Genomic DNA, 17,071 nt, shown 5'->3' on the forward strand with positions numbered 1-17,071 from the left:
CACAAATAAAAAAGTGCTGGTTTTATATCACGATTGACACGGCGGGTTGAGTGATTTTTACAATCTAGTGCCACATTTGCGACGATGAGGTAAACTATTGCGATTAGTTACCGGTATTTTTAGAGAGCTTTGTGGCGCATTCATTACACTCCTTTCATACATTCGCATTAAACAGCCAATGCCAAAATTTTGTTGAAATTACTCAGCTTGAGCAACTTAAAACGCAAAATTTTAGTGCACCGTTTTGTTTGCTGGGCGAGGGCAGTAATACCGTATTTTTAAATGACTACATGGGTACGGTTATAAAAATAGCTTTAAAAGGTATTAAAATTACCGAGCGCGAGAACGACACACTAATAAGTATTGCCGCAGGCGAAAACTGGCATCAACTAGTTAGCTATTTATTAGAGAAAAATATACCAGGGCTTGAAAATCTAGCACTTATACCGGGCACTGTTGGCGCATCGCCGGTACAAAACATTGGTGCTTATGGCGTTGAGATAGCTAAATTTGTTGAGTTGGTAGAGTACTTTGATATAACCACTAACACTATGCATTCATTAAATAACGAGCAATGTGAATTTGCTTACAGAGACTCAGTATTTAAACATGCCCTTAAAAATAAAGCGGTGATCACGCAAGTACACTTAGCGCTCCCAAAAAAATGGCAACCAGTATTAAATTATGGCCCTTTGCAGCAGCTCTCAAGCATCACCCCGCAAGCTGTATTCGATCAGGTTATAAAAACGCGTAATAGCAAATTACCTAACCCATATACACTTGCCAATGCGGGCAGCTTTTTTAAAAATCCAATAATAACCAACCAGCAGTTAGCTGAGCTATTAAAGCAATTTGCCGATTTACCTCATTACGAATATGGGCAAAGTCATCACAAGGTCGCAGCAGGCTGGCTAATCGATCAAAGTGGTTTAAAAGGGCACCGCGAGGCAGGTATAGAAGTGCATCAACAACAAGCTCTAGTACTTGTTAATCACGGAAATAGTGAAGGCAGCGACCTAATAAAAATGATTAAACACATTCAGCAAGTGGTTTATACGCGTTACAACATTATGTTAGAGCACGAAGTACGTTTAATGGATGCACGCAGCGAATGCCATATTAACGCGGAGCCTAAGTAATGAAAGCACCTGATGGAAACAAACTCGCTATTTTAAATGCACTCAACCAAGGAGGGTTTGTATCTGGTCAAGCCTTGGGTGAAAAGCTAGGTATTAGCCGAGCTGCGGTAAGTAAACATATTAAAACGTTACAAGAAATGGGCTTGGATATTTTTAAAGTGACTGGCAAAGGCTATTGTTTGAATAGTCAGGTGGGCCTTTTAAATAAAACGCAAATTGATCAGCACTACAAAGCGCTAGGTGTAAATACTGCCGATGTAGAAGTACACCCTATTATTGATTCGACCAACAGCGAGCTTATGCGCCGTATACAGGCCAAAACAACGCTTGAGTCTGGCACTGTTATTGTTGCTGAAATGCAGCAAGCAGGACGTGGTAGACGCGGCCGTGTTTGGCAATCCCCATTTGGCGCTAATTTGTATTACAGTTACTTTTGGCGTTTAGATGACGGCTTACAAGCTGCAATGGGTGTATCAATTGCAGTAGGTCTTGCTGTTTATGATGCTATTAAAGCGTTATACCAAGTTGACGTAGAACTTAAGTGGCCTAACGATATTTATATAAATAAGCAAAAACTTGCAGGTGTATTGGTTGAATTAGATGGACAACCGCAAGGACCTTGTCAGTTAGTGATTGGTATCGGTATTAATTTACAAATGCCTGAGAGCTTTAGTCAGCATATAGACCAAGCGTGGACCGACTTAAATCAACATACTCAAAAGCTTGATAAAAACCAACTTGTGGCTTCTCTTACTCATCATTTGGAGCGGCGTTTAGCGCAGTATCGTCAAACGGGTTTGCAAGCTATGTATGAGCAATGGAATTCGCTCAATGCGTTTGCTGGTGAATATGTTGAACTAAACACAGGGCACAGAAGCTGGCGTGGAATATGTGAAGGTATTGACGCACAAGGTGGAATACGAATTCGCCAAGACGGGGAAGTAAAAAGTTATTACGGCGGGGAAGTCTCCCTTAGAAAGGCGCAATTATGAGATTATTGATCGACGTAGGAAATACATCATTAAAAGCTGTGTTGTGGCATAACGAGCAAGCACAACCGGCAGATATAAATAACCTGCCTTGGTTACAAATAACCGAAGTGATTTATGCATGTGTAGGGCGCAGTGATTTACTAAACGATATTCTCGCGCAAGCGGTTAGCAATAATATTATTTGTTTTGAAGCCAAGGTAACCAAAACGCTTGGAAATCTTGTATGCGCTTACGAGCATGTAGCTAACTTAGGCATAGACAGGTGGCTTGCGCTTATTGCTGGATTTACGTTATATCCAAACACAGCATGCATTGTTGTTGATGCGGGTACTGCGACAACAATTGATGTGCTTAGTAGTGAAGGGTTGCATTTAGGTGGCTGGATTTTACCTGGGCTTGATTTAATGACCTCATCACTTACACAAAATACTCAACGTGTTTTTGATGATGGTAAAACTCCATTTACCAATGAACTGGGTAAAAACACGCCTAATGGTTTAAAAAATGGTGCTTTAGTGGCAACCATTGGAGCAATTGAGCAAGCTAAGTTGCACTTAACGGATAAAAAAACAGAGCAAAAAGTACAAATAATTTTTGCTGGTGGCTATGGCTTGCTTTTACAACAGCAATTTGAGGGAAGTATTTTTGATTCATTACTCGTAATGAAGGGGTTAAATTACTGGCACCAGCTAAGCAAAACAACATAAAAAAGTGCAAAAAACGTGTTTTCGCGTGAATATTGAGCATTTAAACTAAAAATTTACACTTTTTTTAATTTTATAGTTGCATCCTAATAAACCTTACTCTAATATCTCGCCCCGTACTAAAGCAGTGCCGACTTAGCTCAGCTGGTAGAGCAACTGACTTGTAATCAGTAGGTCAACCGTTCGACTCGGTTAGTCGGCACCACTTTCCTTTTACCGGAAGTGAATTAGTAGAGAATTATCGTGGAGGGGTTCCCGAGCGGCCAAAGGGATCAGACTGTAAATCTGACGGCTCAGCCTTCGCTGGTTCGAATCCAGCTCCCTCCACCACTTTATTCTTGACGGTTAGAGGTAGTTTAAGAACAGATTTTTATGCGGGCATCGTATAATGGCTATTACCTCAGCCTTCCAAGCTGATGATGCGGGTTCGATTCCCGCTGCCCGCTCCAGTTCTTGTGTTGCTGATATAGCTCAGTTGGTAGAGCGCACCCTTGGTAAGGGTGAGGTCGGCAGTTCGACTCTGCCTATCAGCACCAGTCCTAAGAATCTCCTTGATTACTTCCTTTATCTGTCAGAAAATACTATTTGAAAAAGATTAACTTAATCTACCTTTGGTGGATTATTTTCATATGTAATTTAGATACACAAAACTGATAGGTTCCGTCATGGCAAAAGAAAAGTTTGAACGCGTAAAACCGCACGTAAACGTTGGTACAATCGGCCACGTTGACCACGGTAAAACTACACTAACTGCAGCAATCACTAACGTACTTGCAAAAGTATACGGCGGTGTTGCTAAAGATTTCGCATCAATCGATAACGCTCCAGAAGAGCGCGAACGTGGTATCACTATTTCAACGTCTCACGTTGAATACGATACACCTACACGTCACTACGCACACGTAGATTGTCCTGGTCACGCCGATTATGTTAAAAACATGATCACTGGTGCTGCTCAAATGGACGGCGCGATCTTAGTAGTTGCTGCGACAGATGGCCCTATGCCACAAACGCGTGAGCACATCCTTCTTTCTCGTCAGGTTGGCGTTCCTTACATCATCGTATTCATGAACAAATGTGACATGGTTGATGACGAAGAGCTACTTGAACTAGTAGAAATGGAAGTTCGTGAACTTCTTTCTGAATACGATTTCCCAGGTGATGACTTACCTCTAATCGCTGGTTCTGCGCTTAAAGCGTTAGAAGGCGAGAAAGAGTGGGAAGATAAGATTGTTGAGCTTGCAAATGCACTTGATTCTTACATCCCAGAGCCAGAGCGTGACATCGATAAGCCATTCATCATGCCTATCGAAGACGTTTTCTCAATCCAAGGCCGTGGTACTGTTGTAACTGGTCGTGTTGAAGCTGGTATCATCCGCATCAATGACGAAGTAGAAATTGTTGGTATCAATGATACAACTCGTTCTACTTGTACTGGTGTTGAAATGTTCCGTAAGCTTCTTGACGAAGGTCGTGCTGGCGAAAACATCGGCGCACTTCTACGTGGTACTAAGCGTGAAGACGTTGAACGTGGTCAAGTACTAGCTAAGCCTGGTTCAATCAACCCACATACTACATTCACTTCAGAAGTATACGTACTTTCTAAAGATGAAGGTGGTCGTCATACTCCATTCTTCAAAGGTTACCGTCCACAGTTCTACTTCCGTACAACTGACGTAACTGGTGACGTACAGTTACCAGAAGGCGTAGAAATGGTAATGCCTGGTGATAACATCAAGATGACAGTAACTCTAATCGCACCAATCGCGATGGATGAAGGTCTTCGTTTTGCTATCCGTGAAGGTGGTCGTACTGTAGGTGCTGGTGTTGTAGCAACTATCGTAGAGTAATAATTAACTTTTAAGTTAATTGTTAGAAAAAGGTCACCTAGGTGGCCTTTTTTAATGCCTGAAGAAAAGTGTCATATGAAGGTGGTGCTCTTACCTTAGGCGTAGGTACTTTGTAGCAACGATCAAAGAGTAATAATTAACTTTTAAGTTAATTGTTAGAAAAAGGTCACCTAGGTGGCCTTTTTTAATGCCTGAAGAAAAGTGTCATATGAAGGTGGTGCTCTTACCTTAGGCGTAGGTACTTTGTAGCAACGATCAAAGCGTAATAATTAACTTTTAAGTTAATTGTTAGAAAAAGGTCACTCAGGTGGCCTTTTTTAATGCCTGAAGAAAAGTGTCATATGAAGGTGGTGCTCTTACCTTAGGCGTAGGTGCTTTGTAGCAACGATCAAAGAGTAATAATTAACTTTTAAGTTAATTATTAGAAAAAGGTCACTCAGGTGGCCTTTTTTAATGCCTGAAGAAAAGTGATTTGCTCCTAGATATAGAATTATTGCCGTAGCTTGGGTTGAGTTTTGCGAAGCCTGAGGAAAAAGGTTGCTGAAAATAACTGAGCTCTTAAATATAAGCACGGCTAGGCCGCGCTTATATTGAGTTAGCTCTTGGTCTTTTAGCCAATTACTAATATATGATAAAAGCTTTAGTGCTTCTTCGCATACTCTTGCGCTTGTTTTAAAACTCTTAATAAATTGCCACTTAAAATCTTTTTAATATCTTTGTCGCTATAATCTCTATCCATTAAACCTTGGACAAGATTTGGGTAGCTAGATACATCTTTTAAGCCGATAGGTAATGAATCGCCAACTCCATCATAATCAGAGCCAATACCTACATAATCAATACCAATTAGCTCAACTACGTGATCAATATGGTCAAGTACTTGCTCAAGACTTGCAAATGGATACGGATTTTTAGCACGGTACGCAGCATCAAAATCTTTACTTAACTTAGTGCCTTCTTTTTTAGCTGACTCTTTTGTACTTTTTAATTGCTTGCCCCAACTACCTGCTTTAGCGGTAACAAAGCTTGATCCAAAGTTGATTTGAATAACGCCGCCATTTTCTTTCAGCGCTAATAACATATCGTCATTCATATTACGCTCAAAGCCAGGCGTGTATTTACGAAGTGATGAATGAGAGGCAATTACTGGTGTTTTAGAAAGCTCCATAACCTGATAAAACGCATCATCAGAAATATGCGATACGTCAATTAGCATGCCTATATTATTCATTTCAGTGACAAGCTTTTTACCAAATGGGCTTAAGCCTTTCCATTTACGGCGTATATCGTAAGACGAATCCGAAATATGGTTGCTTTGAGAGTGCGCTAGCGTGATGTAACGAATGCCACGGTCGTAAAAGTGCTGAAGGTTTTTCATATCCCCTTCGATTGGAGAGCCATTTTCCATACCCATGGCTATAGACAGCTTACCTTGTTTAAATTGCTCTTCAATATCAGAGCTTGAGCTCGCAATAGCAAACTTATCGGGTGCGCGCTGGACTATGGCTTCCATACTATCAATCATTTGATTGGCTAGCTGGTAGCTTTTTCCTTTACCTTCAAACTCTAAATGCGCAGGAATATAAATCGACATAAACGGTGCGTTTAAACCGCCTTTTACAGCGCGAGGATAGTCAAAATCGCCATCACTAGTTGCTTTGGTTACATCAACCCAGCTTTCGTGAATTCGATAAGGTACGTCAATATGGGTATCAATTAAAATGGTATCTTTAGCGAGTTTAATTGCCTTATCAGATGCTGTTATTGTTTGTTCTGCTTGGGCTTGGCTAGTTAAAGCTAGTGATATGGCTACCACTAGAGTGCTGAGTTTTATCATGTTTTGGCTCTTTGGGTAAAAAGCCATTGTGTACGTTCAATTCAAAAGTTACAAGTACTACGCCTTAATCAAACGACTGTGCTTGATGCTCTTCACTTTGCAGCGCTTTAAATTCGCCTTTTGAAATTATAGTTACAGACTCGTGTAATTCTGAGAAAAACACCATCGCTTCGCCATTTTTAAGCTGCAGCTTTACTTGGCTTACTTTAGATTCGATGCTTGCCTCTACTTCACCATAATCGGTACCTTCGCGTAATACGTAGCTTTCGATTAAGTTATAAAGAGTGTCTTGATCGAGTTGTTCAAAAGGGATAATCATTACTACTTGTTACTCGCTTTATTTGATACGTGCTGGCTAAAATAATGAGGGACGGCTTTTTCTAACCAAAATATAGGTTTAAACGGATTTTTACCGCTAATAAAACCAACATGCCCGCCCTTGTCAGAGATGCGCAGCGTAACATGCTCACTTACGTCTTGCCTACTCGGTACGGCTTTAATTGAGAGCATAGGGTCGTCTTTGGAATGAATAATAAGTGTGGGCACAGCGATATCTTTCAAGTACGGCATAGCACTGGCTTTACGGTAGTAATCGTGTGCGTTTTCAAAACCATGTAGAGGGGCTGTTAACTGATTATCAAACTCTAATAAATCGTCAATTTTCATTAACTGTTTTGGCGTTAATGAAATTTGCTGCTTAATTTGTGGCAGCTTTCGCTGCATTGATTTTTTCATCCGATCGAGCAGATATTTTTGGTAAATTTTACCTAAGCTTTTACGAATAACATCGCTCGATGACGACAAATCATAAGGAGCAGATACCACCGCTGCTGCACTTAATGGGCATTTTTCGCGTTCTTCACCTAAGTATTTGGCAAGTACGTTACCGCCCAATGAAAAACCAACAGCTACCATAGTGCGCTTAGGAAATTGTAGCTTTAAGTGATTTATAAAAAAAGCTAAATCGGCGGTGTCACCGCTGTGATAAGCACGTGGTAGGCGATTTACTTCGGTTGAGCAATTTCTAAAGTGCATAAGCACAACTGCATAACCTTGTTTTTTTAACGCCTTCATCATGCCTTTGGCATAAAAGCTATTTATATTGCCTTCGAGTCCGTGCAAAACAACAGCAAGTGGTGCGGTTTCATTATGTGGAAGTGACCATGCAAGCTCAATAAAGTCACCATCAGGTGTATCAAGTTGCTCAAGTTCGTAGGACGTATTGTGAAATGGGCGGAAAAAACGCGGCATTATGGTTTGAACGTGACGATTGGTCATCCACCATGCTGGTTTGAACTGAGAGATCATGTTTGTACTACGCACTTTGTATTAAACGAAAAGCTAGTGTATCAAATTTTTCGCTTCAGAAAATAAAAAGCGCCTAACTAGTAAACTAATAAGGCGCTTTAGTGCGTCGTGCTTAATTTTGTTCGGGAATTTCTGCGTCATGTATTTTTTTCAAAAAGAAAAAAGCAAAAAAGATACACAAAGAAACAACTATGGTTAAAAACCCAAAAGACATAAATAAAACTGGATCTGTAAAAAAGTCTCTAAAGAATACGTTCATGAGTTGCTCCCCTCGTTGTTGATGGGTTAATCATAGGCTGTGTTTGCAGGTCGCAACGTGATCGAGATCAAGTTATTTTTCTAAGCAGCTGTAGGAGTGACGCTAAGTTGATTTAGATCATGTTTTAAGGGTTGGTAAGTTATTATCACTGAGAGCTAAGAGAGTTTTTTCTTAAAATAGTGAGCTGATCGTAACTCATGTTTTTTCACTTTATCTAAAAGCGAAACGCTTTAACCTTTTTTGAGTAAACCACTTAAAGATTTTTTGCACAAAGAGAAAAGAATGAGAAGTAAATGAGGGTAGAGCAACAAACTGCTCAATATTTATATCTAAGTAATTTAGTTTGTTTTCCTCTAAAAGCGAAGCGCCTCTTAACCTCTTTGTGAGTAAATTACTTGAAGGTTTTTTGCACAAAGAAAATAAGAAGTGGAGGAGGGTATAAAAACTAATACCCTAAGTGGCTTTCACATATAGCTCAATGTTGTTTGGCTCTGAAAGATTAACTAATTCAAGCTCATTTACTGTTTCAATCAACATATGTTGCTGTTGTTTTTCAAGCTTTAGCTCGGCGCTTAGCAACTCTGCGCGTATTGTGGCGTAATCACTTATTGCATTCTGGTTAGCTTTTAAATAGCTACGAGCGGCGCGTAGGGGTCGTAATGTATGAGTATCAAAGTCACTAGTTACGTTTATTAACTCGTTTAGCTGTTGGGTATTAACACTTAAATTTAATGAGTCTAAATAAAGCAGTAATAAGCATAAATTAACGTTTTTTCCTTGCTGGTTTTGTAGTGCCAGCAAGGTTGTTTGTTGCTCAGGCTTTGCGTACAAAGTGCACGAAAATTGCCAAAAATGCTGGCTATTGAGCAAGTTCATCGGCGAATGCCTGCTCTTTTTCTTCCATTTCTTCAAGTGCCATAAGTAACTCTTCTTCAACGTCGTTAAGTTTAGGTGTAAGCGTTGCTTGCTTAGCTAATAACTCTTTAAGCTTGGCTTTGTTGTCGTCGTTGTAGAGTTCGTTATCACCTAAGGTCACTTCCACTTCACTTAATTCCGCGGTGAATTTATCGAGTTGCTTTTCAAGCTTTTCAATTTGCTTTTTAAGTGGCTGAGTGGCCTTTCTAAACTCAGCCTCTAAGCGTTTTTGCTCTTTACGGTTAACACCCGGATTTGCTTTAGGCTCGTCGCTTTGCTGCGCTTTAACCGCTTCTTTATTGGCATTGAGTAACCATTGATAATACGCATCTAAGTCGTAACCAAACTGGGTTACTTTGCCGTCATCTACTAAGTAAAACTCATCGGCAGTATTTTTAAGCATATGGCGATCATGGGATACGGTAACCATAGCGCCTTCAAAGCCTTGTAGTGCCATAACAAGTGCATGGCGCATTTCTAAATCAAGGTGGTTAGTTGGCTCATCGAGTAGTAATAAGTTTGGCTTTTGATATACCAACATGGCAAGCACTAATCGTGCTTTTTCGCCGCCCGAAAACGGGGCTACAGGCTCAAGTGCTTTATCGCCAATAAAGGCAAAACCACCTAAAAAGTCACGTAGTGATTGCTCAGTGGCTTTTGGGTCGAGGCGTTGTAAATGCATTATTGCACTGGCTTTTAAATCAAGGGATTCAAGCTGATGCTGCGCAAAGTAACCAATATTTAATCCGTGATGCTGAACAATTTCACCAGCTTGCGGCTCTAAATCACCAGAAAGCAGTTTAATTAACGTTGATTTACCCGCGCCGTTTCGACCAAGTAAAGCAATTCGGCTACCTGGTACAAGGTTTAGCTCTATATTATTTAAAATGGTGACGTCACCATAACCCGCTTTGGCTTTATCTATCGTCATTAGTGGGTTTGGTAATGCTTTTGGCTCTGCAAACTCAAAGTTAAACGGCGAGTCGGCATGTGCTGGCGCCAGTTTTTCCATGCGTTCAAGCGCTTTCACACGGCTTTGTGCTTGTTTAGCTTTACTGGCTTTTGCTTTAAAGCGCGTTATAAACTGCTCAAGGTGAGCAATTTGATCTTGTTGCTTATCAAACATTGCTTGTTGTTGTAGTAAGCGCTCAGCTTTTTGGCGCTCAAACTGCGAGTAGTTACCTTTGTACACGTTGATAAGTTGCTTATCTACGTGCCAAATTTGATCAACCACCGCATCTAAAAACTCACGGTCATGAGATATAAGTACAAGGGTGCCGGTATAAGCACGCAAAAAGCGTTCAAGCCAATAAACGGCATCTAAATCAAGGTGGTTTGTTGGCTCATCGAGAAGTAGTAAATCGGCGTCACGTATTAATGCTTGGGCAAGGTTTAAACGCATACGCCAACCACCAGAGAACGAGCTTACAGGGTTTTCTATTAGGTTATTAGCAAAGCCTAAGCCGTGTAATAGCTCACCTGCTGTTGATTCAATGCTATAGCCTTTAATGTTCTCAAGCTGAATATGTACTTTGGCTTGTGTGTCGCCATCGTTGTTTTCCTCGGCCTCACGCAGTGCTATACGCATTGCGTAGTATTCTGGGTGGCCTTGAAGTACATAATCAATCGCGCTTATTTCAAGTGCAGGTGTCTCTTGCTTAACAGAGGCGATAGACCAATCTTTTGGAATGCTGCAGTTACCGGCATCTAGTTGTAGTTCTGATTTTAGTAAACCAAATAACGTTGATTTTCCACAGCCATTAGCGCCAACAAGGCCTACTTTGTGTTCTGGGAATAACGTAGCTGATGCGTTTTTTAATAAGGCTTTACCGCCACGAAGTAGTTCTATTTCTGAGATTTGGATCATGAATGCGTTACTTTGCTATGCCCTTGTTAAGTTGGCGCTATCATAACATAGAACTTAATGCTCTTATCAAGCGTATCAACAAGTGAAGTTATACGATAAAATGACAGCAGTTCAAACCACAGGAAAAATGTTGTGAGACAAAAGAAGCGATTTATTGCTGGTGCATCGTGCCCTGACTGCAAAGCCATGGATACTATGATGCTATACAGAGAACATGATGTTGAAAAAGTAGAGTGTGTTGAGTGTGGTCATAAAATGGCGCAACCCGATAATGCTGTGCAGGCGTCTACTCGCCAATTTGAACAAGTAATTGGTGTGTTTAAACCGGGCGACTAACCCGGTTTTTTATTGCTTAATTTTTACCGGTTTTAGTAATGCGGTGGAGGTGGCTCAGGTACTTCAGACATCATAGACGATGATGACTGCGACTCTTTAATTTTTTCTGCTAGCAGCTCGGTTTGGCGTTTCATTTTTGCTAACAGCTGTTGGTGCACTTTTATTTCATCATTTAAGACTTCAATCGTTTCGTCTTGAAAAGCCACTTTGGCTTCAAGTTCCATTAAGCGATGTTCAATTGTGTTCATTATTCTCTCGTATAATAAATCGCTCTGCGATCCCGCTGGAGCTTTCGGTTAACAACGACTTACCGTTATCTGTAAATGTCACATCTAGCACCACCGCCGATTTAGGCTTACTGCCTTCGCGCGGGGTAACCTGCCAAGTTTGAATTTTTTCACCGCTTGGTATTTGCCACAAATCTACGCGCTTATTTGGCGAGCCGGTTGCAAGCAAAGTGCCTTGTTCGTTAAAACGCACAGCAGTAAAAATTTTCTGACGCGCAATATACTTCAGTTTACTCACAAGATCACCTGTAGTCAGCTTCCATACATTTGCTTGTGCCATACTATCGGCCGTAAACGCATAGCGACCTTGTGGATCGAGCGTCACTTGGGTAACACGCGTTGGGTGATTAAAACGATGAATTACTTGTCCGGTACGTGTATCCCAAAAGTAAGCAACATAATCGTTAGAACCACTTAAGGCAAAGCGTCCGTTAGGTGACAGGTCAACGGTGTTAACTTTATCTTGATGACCTAAAAACTCAATACGACGCCCGGTTTCTAGGTTTACAAATACGACAACGCCGTCGCTACGGCCGTATAAAACACTACGGCCTTGATTGCTAATGGCAATATCGCGAATACTGGCTTTTTGTATTTTGTAATAACCTTTATTTTTGCCTGTGGTTATATCCCACACAGCAAATGTGGTTTTTTCGGCGGTAACTGCCACGCTGTTATCAAAAGCAATGGCAACAGCGTACACTAGGCTGTCTTGTGACTGCTGCTGAAACCATTGGTATTTTAGCACCTGCTGTTGATTATCCCACAGAGCGACCCCATGGTTGATAGAGGAGATCAAACTGTATTTACCATCGTTTGAAACTGTTGATGAAAACGCACCTTGTGCAGCATGTTCGTAACTTGCTACAGCGTGTTGTTTTTTATCGGTACAGGCGATGGCTAAAAAACAGCTAAATACGATTAAAAAAGTACGAAATATCGACATATTACAGGTATTTCCCCTTAACTCTTAGTGACTGAGAGGTTAGACTAGGACGCGTTAAATGCCTAGGTTGTTTGTCTAATCACTGGATATGTTTTTAGTTTAGCTAACAATATGGAATTTAGTCATTAAACAAGCAGCCTATCATGTGGGCCGTTAATCTTTCACTAGTAATAATACATTAAAATGACAACTGCAAAGTGTGTCGGAGATTTAAAATGAAAAAGACGATTAGATTGTCATTGATTGCAGCGTCAGTTTTAGCGCTTACAGCTTGTAATCAAGAAGCAAAAAAAGAACAAGCTGAAGTTAAATTAGACACTGTAGAACAGCAACAAGCATACGGTATTGGTGCATCTGTAGGTAACTTTTTAAATAAAGACCTAGCAGACAAAACAGAAATTGGTATTGAACTAGACCAAGCACTTTTAATTCGTGGTTTTGAAGATGCGCTTGCTGGCAATGCAAAAATTGACGAAGAAAAAATTCGCGAAGTATTAACTGCACTAGATACATCAGTACGTACTAAGCAAGAAGAAAAAGCTAAAGTAGAGTCTGAAAAAAGTAAAGAAGCAGGCGCTAAATACCTAGCTGACAACGCTAAAAAAGAAGGCGTTACAGTAACTGAGTCTGGTCTACAGTACGAAGTACTTAGCGAAGGCGATGGCGAAAAGCCAGTGGCAACTGATGTAGTTAAAGTACACTACAAAGGGACTTTATTAGACGGTACTGAGTTTGATAGCTCATATGCACGTAACGAACCGACAACTTTCCCTCTTAACCGCGTAATTGCGGGTTGGACTGAAGGTTTACAACTTATGTCAGTGGGTTCTAAGTACAAGTTCACTATTCCTTCAGAACTTGCTTACGGCGACCGTGACTTAGGTAAGATTCCAGCTAATTCAACTCTTGTATTTGAAGTTGAATTACTTGAAATTCAAAATGAAGAAGCACCAGCACAATAATAAGCTTATTGTGTAAATGCAAAAAGGGACCTTAGGTCCCTTTTTTAATATGCGTAAGTAACGTATTAATTCGTGTGATTAGAAAACAAGTTATCAATAAGCTCATCTTCAAGTGCAAAACGTGCTTCTAATGCCTCACCAATAACAGATAAGTCATTATCAAAGTCTTTTAATAAGTCTTCTTTGTCTACTTCTGCGTACTTATCATTAAAATCTAACGCCACATCGGTTGTGCTAGAAATACGCGGGTAAATAGAGTTTGCAAGCTCTTGGCTTTGTAAGCCCTTTTTTTCGCATGCTTTTGCTATATCGTCATATACTTCAAAATGGCCTGCAGATAGGTAATCCATTAAAAGCTGGCAAAATGATTCAATTAGTTTTGGCTCTGGCAATGCTTGATCTTGCTTCTCGTACGGCGTAAAGCCTGCAATTTTGCAGTAAAGTACAATAAGTTCTTGGCGTTCGTTTAGCCATTTATCAATTACTGTGTGGCTACCACCCCATTTCTGTTGAGCTTTTTCTACACGCGTCAGCATAACTGTTCTCCTAGCTGGGTTGGTTTTTAATTTAAATATAATAAGTTTATGTACATCAAGATATATTTAATTTGCGCGTATATCAACAAGTAAAGTTGAGCTACTTTGAGGGTTGTACCTTTTTATATAAACAGAGGTGAGGGATTTTATTTTAGGCAAGAAAAAACCACCAGTTACGGTGGTCTAATTTCTTTCAGTGACTTGTTATAACAAGCTTTCTTATTTTTATGAGATGATTTTTATTGTTATTATTTTAAAACATTTATTTTTATTGTTTTAAGATTTTTATTATTGTTTTTGTTAACGCGGGACAAACAATAACAAGGATTTTGTAATGTTGCAAACATATTAATAAAAAGTTTTAAATGTTATTCCTTTTTGTTTGTTTTATAGTCAAAAGGGATTAAAAAACTCTATTCTATTGATCTACCTCTAGGTAAAGCTGTTTTCGTCCCTAAGCAATAGAGGGTCGGAGAATATGGTGGTACAATCTTGCACAATTTATACAAGTCTTAGGATCATTTACGCCATGAGCGAATTAAAAAACGACCGTTATTTACGTGCACTTGCAAAACAACCTGTTGATGTAACTCCGGTATGGATGATGCGCCAAGCAGGACGCTATTTACCAGAGTATCGCGCTACACGTGCACAAGCGGGCGATTTTATGAGCCTGTGCCGTAATGCTGAGCTTGCATGTGAAGTAACACTGCAGCCACTACGTCGCTACCCGTTAGATGCCGCTATATTATTTAGTGATATTTTAACGATTCCAGATGCGATGGGTTTAGGTCTTTACTTTGAAACTGGCGAAGGCCCTAAGTTCGAACGTCCTATTTCATCTCTTGCTGATGTTAAAAAAATTCCAAAGTTAGATCCTACAGACGAGCTTGGCTACGTAATGAACGCAGTAAGCACTATTCGTCGTGAGCTTAAAGGCGAAGTACCGCTTATTGGTTTTTCTGGTTCACCTTGGACGCTAGCAACGTATATGGTTGAAGGCGGTAGCAGCAAAGTATTTGGTAAAATTAAAAAAATGGCGTTTGCAGAACCGCAAACACTTCATTTATTACTCGATAAGTTAGCTGACTCAGTTATTGATTATTTAAATGCTCAAATTAAAGCTGGCGCGCAATCGCTAATGGTATTTGACTCATGGGGTGGTGTATTAAGCCCGCGCGATTACAACGAATTTTCACTACAATACATGCATAAAATTGTAGATGGCTTAATTCGTGAGTACGACGGTCGTAAAGTACCGGTTACTTTGTTCACTAAAAATGGTGGTCAATGGATTGAAGCTATTGCAGCAACAGGCTGTGATGCAATCGGTCTTGATTGGACTATTAATATTAGCGACGCCAAGCGCCGTGTGGGTGATAAAGTAGCTCTACAAGGTAATATGGACCCATCTATGTTACACGGTACACCAGAGCGTATTCGCCAAGAAGTAGGCACTATTTTAGAAGACTTTGGTACAGGCAATGGCCACGTGTTTAACTTAGGCCACGGTATTACACCAGATGTAGACCCTGAAAATGCTGGCGTATTTATTAATGCAGTACATGAGCTAAGTGCTAAGTACCATAAGTAATAGTCACTTAAACGAGCTTTAAAACTGTTTAAAAGTAAAAAACCCGCTAAGTTGCGGGTTTTTTGTTACCTATTTATAAAGGCTTTTAAAACTACTTATTTAAGCGGTTATTTAAATAAGCGATTTAAGCCATTTAATGCCGCAACACGGTAGGCTTCAGCCATGGTTGGGTAGTTAAATGTGGTATTTACAAAGTAGTCGATATTATTGCCACCATTTTTTTGTTCCATAATAGCTTGGCCAATGTGAACAATTTCAGAGGCACGTTCGCCAAAACAATGTACGCCAAGTACTTCTTTGGTTTCAGTGTGGAATAATATTTTTAAACTACCTACTTCAGTACCAGCAATTTGCGCGCGAGCCAAATGCTTAAACTGAGCACGGCCAACTTCATACGGTACTTTAGCGGCTGTAAGCTCTTGCTCTGTTTTACCTACTGAGCTCATTTCTGGGATGGTATAAATACCGGCCGGAATATCAACAATCAGCCTGTCATCGCAGTTACCACATGCAATTGCATCAGCAGCTATACGACCTTGGTCAAACGCAGCACTTGCAAGGCTTGGATAGCCTATTACATCACCTACAGCGTAAACGTTATCAATTTCTGTTTGGTATGTTTCGTTAACTTTTAATTGGCCACGGCTATCGGCTTTTAAGCCAATGGCTTCAAGATTTAGTGTATCAGTGTTACCAGTACGACCATTAGCAAATAAAATACAGTCAGCTTTTACGCGTTTACCTGATTTTAAATGCATTATAACGCAGTCGTCACGGGTCTCTATTCGGTCAAACTCTTCGTTATGACGAATAACAATACCGCTGTTCCAAAAGTGGTAGCTAAGCGCGTCAGATATTTCAGCATCCATAAAAGCAAGTAGTCGGTCACGTGTATTAACTAAATCAACTTTAGCGCCTAAACCTTTAAATATTGACGCGTACTCACAACCAATTACACCTGCACCATAAATCAGTACACGATGAGGGTCATGCTCAAGGCCAAGTATTGTGTCACTTTCGTAAATACGAGAATGCGTAAAATCTACCTCAGGTGGGCGATAAGGGCGTGAACCTGTTGCTATAACAATCGTTTTAGCAGTCAGTCGCTCAGTTGAACCATCATTTCGTTTTACTTCAATTGTGTGCTTATCTACAAAGCTCGCATCACCTTGAAACATATGAATGCGGTTACGATCGTAAAAGCTACTACGTAAATTAGATTGCTTAGAAATAACAGAACTTGCGTGACGTAAAATATCAGGAAATGTTAAGCGGCTAGGGCGCTCACCAACATTAAATAACGGATTTGCTTTGTATTCAATATAGCGGCTAACAGAGTGGCGAAGCGCTTTTGAAGGAATTGTTCCCCAATGTACACAACCGCCACCAACTGATTCTTGGCGTTCAATAACCGCTACTTTTTTATCGTTTTTTGAAAGGTTCATGGCGGTACCTTCACCGCCAGGACCCGTGCCAATAATTATTGCATCATATTGGTATGTCACGGGTACTTTTTTTTGTTCTGGTTGTTTGGCCACA

Annotated in this window: 16 protein-coding genes and 4 tRNA genes; 11 read left to right on the plus strand and 9 right to left on the minus strand. The window is 40.3% G+C overall.

Annotated elements, in window-relative coordinates:
• Positions 1 to 131 precede the first annotated feature (131 nt).
• From murB to tuf, 8 genes are all read left to right on the plus strand, one after another.
• Entirely contained in the window at positions 132 to 1,139 is a 1,008-nt protein-coding gene (murB, locus tag JG479_RS00590) for a UDP-N-acetylmuramate dehydrogenase (RefSeq protein WP_200219725.1), read from the plus strand.
• Entirely contained in the window at positions 1,139 to 2,131 is a 993-nt protein-coding gene (gene birA, locus JG479_RS00595) for a bifunctional biotin--[acetyl-CoA-carboxylase] ligase/biotin operon repressor BirA (RefSeq protein WP_200219726.1), read from the plus strand. Before murB ends, birA begins: the two co-directional genes overlap by 1 nt.
• Positions 2,128 to 2,838 (plus strand): type III pantothenate kinase, encoded by a 711-nt coding sequence (locus JG479_RS00600; protein WP_039488659.1) that lies wholly within the window; start codon positions 2,128 to 2,130, stop codon positions 2,836 to 2,838. Before birA ends, JG479_RS00600 begins: the two co-directional genes overlap by 4 nt.
• A 126-nt stretch (positions 2,839 to 2,964) precedes the next feature.
• Positions 2,965 to 3,040, plus strand: a tRNA-Thr gene (locus JG479_RS00605).
• 40 nt (positions 3,041 to 3,080) lie between these two features.
• Positions 3,081 to 3,165: transfer RNA gene (locus JG479_RS00610), tRNA-Tyr, on the plus strand.
• Positions 3,166 to 3,209: 44 nt separating this feature from the next.
• Positions 3,210 to 3,284, plus strand: a tRNA-Gly gene (locus tag JG479_RS00615).
• 11 nt (positions 3,285 to 3,295) lie between these two features.
• A tRNA-Thr gene (locus JG479_RS00620) sits at positions 3,296 to 3,371 on the plus strand.
• 129 nt (positions 3,372 to 3,500) lie between these two features.
• Positions 3,501 to 4,685 carry an elongation factor Tu gene (gene tuf, locus JG479_RS00625; protein WP_024606594.1) on the plus strand — a complete coding sequence of 395 codons (1,185 nt, stop codon included), beginning with the start codon at positions 3,501 to 3,503 and terminating at the stop codon, positions 4,683 to 4,685.
• 640 nt (positions 4,686 to 5,325) lie between these two features.
• Here the strand turns inward: tuf and JG479_RS00630 are convergent.
• The 5 genes from JG479_RS00630 to JG479_RS00650 form a co-directional block, all read right to left on the minus strand.
• A complete protein-coding gene (locus JG479_RS00630; RefSeq protein WP_024606595.1) occupies positions 5,326 to 6,522 on the minus strand; it encodes a dipeptidase in 1,197 nt (398 codons plus the stop codon).
• Between the two features lie 64 nt (positions 6,523 to 6,586).
• The gene (locus tag JG479_RS00635) at positions 6,587 to 6,841 is read right to left on the minus strand and encodes a YheU family protein (RefSeq protein WP_004335925.1); all 255 of its coding nucleotides are present in this window, start codon (positions 6,839 to 6,841) and stop codon (positions 6,587 to 6,589) included.
• Positions 6,842 to 6,843: 2 nt separating this feature from the next.
• Complete coding sequence (locus JG479_RS00640) at positions 6,844 to 7,830, minus strand: hydrolase (protein WP_024606596.1); 987 nt, start codon at positions 7,828 to 7,830, stop codon at positions 6,844 to 6,846.
• Between the two features lie 712 nt (positions 7,831 to 8,542).
• Positions 8,543 to 8,965: a TIGR02444 family protein gene (locus JG479_RS00645; RefSeq protein WP_200219727.1), complete on the minus strand. Its 423-nt coding sequence runs from the start codon at positions 8,963 to 8,965 to the stop codon at positions 8,543 to 8,545.
• On the minus strand, positions 8,949 to 10,871 hold the full coding sequence (locus JG479_RS00650) for an ATP-binding cassette domain-containing protein (protein WP_200219728.1): 1,923 nt from the start codon (positions 10,869 to 10,871) through the stop codon (positions 8,949 to 8,951). The genes JG479_RS00645 and JG479_RS00650 overlap by 17 nt, the downstream gene beginning before the upstream one ends.
• A gap of 132 nt (positions 10,872 to 11,003) precedes the next feature.
• Between JG479_RS00650 and JG479_RS00655 the strand changes: the two genes are divergently transcribed.
• Positions 11,004 to 11,207 (plus strand): YheV family putative zinc ribbon protein, encoded by a 204-nt coding sequence (locus JG479_RS00655; RefSeq protein ID WP_007378899.1) that lies wholly within the window; start codon positions 11,004 to 11,006, stop codon positions 11,205 to 11,207.
• 32 nt (positions 11,208 to 11,239) lie between these two features.
• Here JG479_RS00655 and JG479_RS00660 read toward each other — a convergent pair whose 3' ends face one another.
• Entirely contained in the window at positions 11,240 to 11,455 is a 216-nt protein-coding gene (locus JG479_RS00660) for a SlyX family protein (RefSeq protein ID WP_004335946.1), read from the minus strand.
• Entirely contained in the window at positions 11,442 to 12,440 is a 999-nt protein-coding gene (locus JG479_RS00665; protein ID WP_138489926.1) for a WD40 repeat domain-containing protein, read from the minus strand. Before JG479_RS00665 ends, JG479_RS00660 begins: the two co-directional genes overlap by 14 nt.
• Positions 12,441 to 12,655: 215 nt before the next feature.
• Here JG479_RS00665 and fkpA point away from each other — a divergent pair, with 215 nt between their 5' ends.
• Positions 12,656 to 13,402, plus strand: a complete 747-nt coding sequence (gene fkpA / locus JG479_RS00670; RefSeq protein WP_004335950.1) for an FKBP-type peptidyl-prolyl cis-trans isomerase — start codon at positions 12,656 to 12,658, stop codon at positions 13,400 to 13,402.
• A gap of 65 nt (positions 13,403 to 13,467) precedes the next feature.
• Here the strand turns inward: fkpA and rsd are convergent, their stop codons facing one another.
• Entirely contained in the window at positions 13,468 to 13,938 is a 471-nt protein-coding gene (gene rsd, locus JG479_RS00675) for a sigma D regulator (protein WP_138489928.1), read from the minus strand.
• A gap of 529 nt (positions 13,939 to 14,467) precedes the next feature.
• On the opposite strand from rsd, the gene hemE reads away from it, so the two are divergent.
• A complete protein-coding gene (hemE, locus tag JG479_RS00680) occupies positions 14,468 to 15,532 on the plus strand; it encodes a uroporphyrinogen decarboxylase (RefSeq protein ID WP_002961084.1) in 1,065 nt (354 codons plus the stop codon).
• A gap of 107 nt (positions 15,533 to 15,639) precedes the next feature.
• On the opposite strand, the gene sthA is transcribed toward hemE, so the two are convergent.
• A complete protein-coding gene (sthA, locus tag JG479_RS00685; RefSeq protein ID WP_007378904.1) occupies positions 15,640 to 17,070 on the minus strand; it encodes a Si-specific NAD(P)(+) transhydrogenase in 1,431 nt (476 codons plus the stop codon).
• Position 17,071 lies beyond the last annotated feature (1 nt).

The organism is Pseudoalteromonas sp. LC2018020214 (assembly GCF_016598755.1).
Taxonomy (GTDB): domain Bacteria; phylum Pseudomonadota; class Gammaproteobacteria; order Enterobacterales; family Alteromonadaceae; genus Pseudoalteromonas; species Pseudoalteromonas distincta.

Coding starts and splice junctions, on each gene's coding strand:
- birA (WP_200219726.1), top strand. CDS start 1,139: ATGAAAGCACCTGATGGAAACAAACTCGCTATTTTAAATGCACTCAAC.
- JG479_RS00600 (WP_039488659.1), top strand. CDS start 2,128: ATGAGATTATTGATCGACGTAGGAAATACATCATTAAAAGCTGTGTTG.
- tuf (WP_024606594.1), top strand. CDS start 3,501: ATGGCAAAAGAAAAGTTTGAACGCGTAAAACCGCACGTAAACGTTGGT.
- JG479_RS00630 (WP_024606595.1), bottom strand. CDS start 6,522: ATGATAAAACTCAGCACTCTAGTGGTAGCCATATCACTAGCTTTAACT.
- JG479_RS00635 (WP_004335925.1), bottom strand. CDS start 6,841: ATGATTATCCCTTTTGAACAACTCGATCAAGACACTCTTTATAACTTA.
- JG479_RS00640 (WP_024606596.1), bottom strand. CDS start 7,830: ATGATCTCTCAGTTCAAACCAGCATGGTGGATGACCAATCGTCACGTT.
- JG479_RS00645 (WP_200219727.1), bottom strand. CDS start 8,965: ATGAACTTGCTCAATAGCCAGCATTTTTGGCAATTTTCGTGCACTTTG.
- JG479_RS00650 (WP_200219728.1), bottom strand. CDS start 10,871: ATGATCCAAATCTCAGAAATAGAACTACTTCGTGGCGGTAAAGCCTTA.
- JG479_RS00660 (WP_004335946.1), bottom strand. CDS start 11,455: ATGAACACAATTGAACATCGCTTAATGGAACTTGAAGCCAAAGTGGCT.
- JG479_RS00665 (WP_138489926.1), bottom strand. CDS start 12,440: ATGTCGATATTTCGTACTTTTTTAATCGTATTTAGCTGTTTTTTAGCC.
- fkpA (WP_004335950.1), top strand. CDS start 12,656: ATGAAAAAGACGATTAGATTGTCATTGATTGCAGCGTCAGTTTTAGCG.
- rsd (WP_138489928.1), bottom strand. CDS start 13,938: ATGCTGACGCGTGTAGAAAAAGCTCAACAGAAATGGGGTGGTAGCCAC.
- hemE (WP_002961084.1), top strand. CDS start 14,468: ATGAGCGAATTAAAAAACGACCGTTATTTACGTGCACTTGCAAAACAA.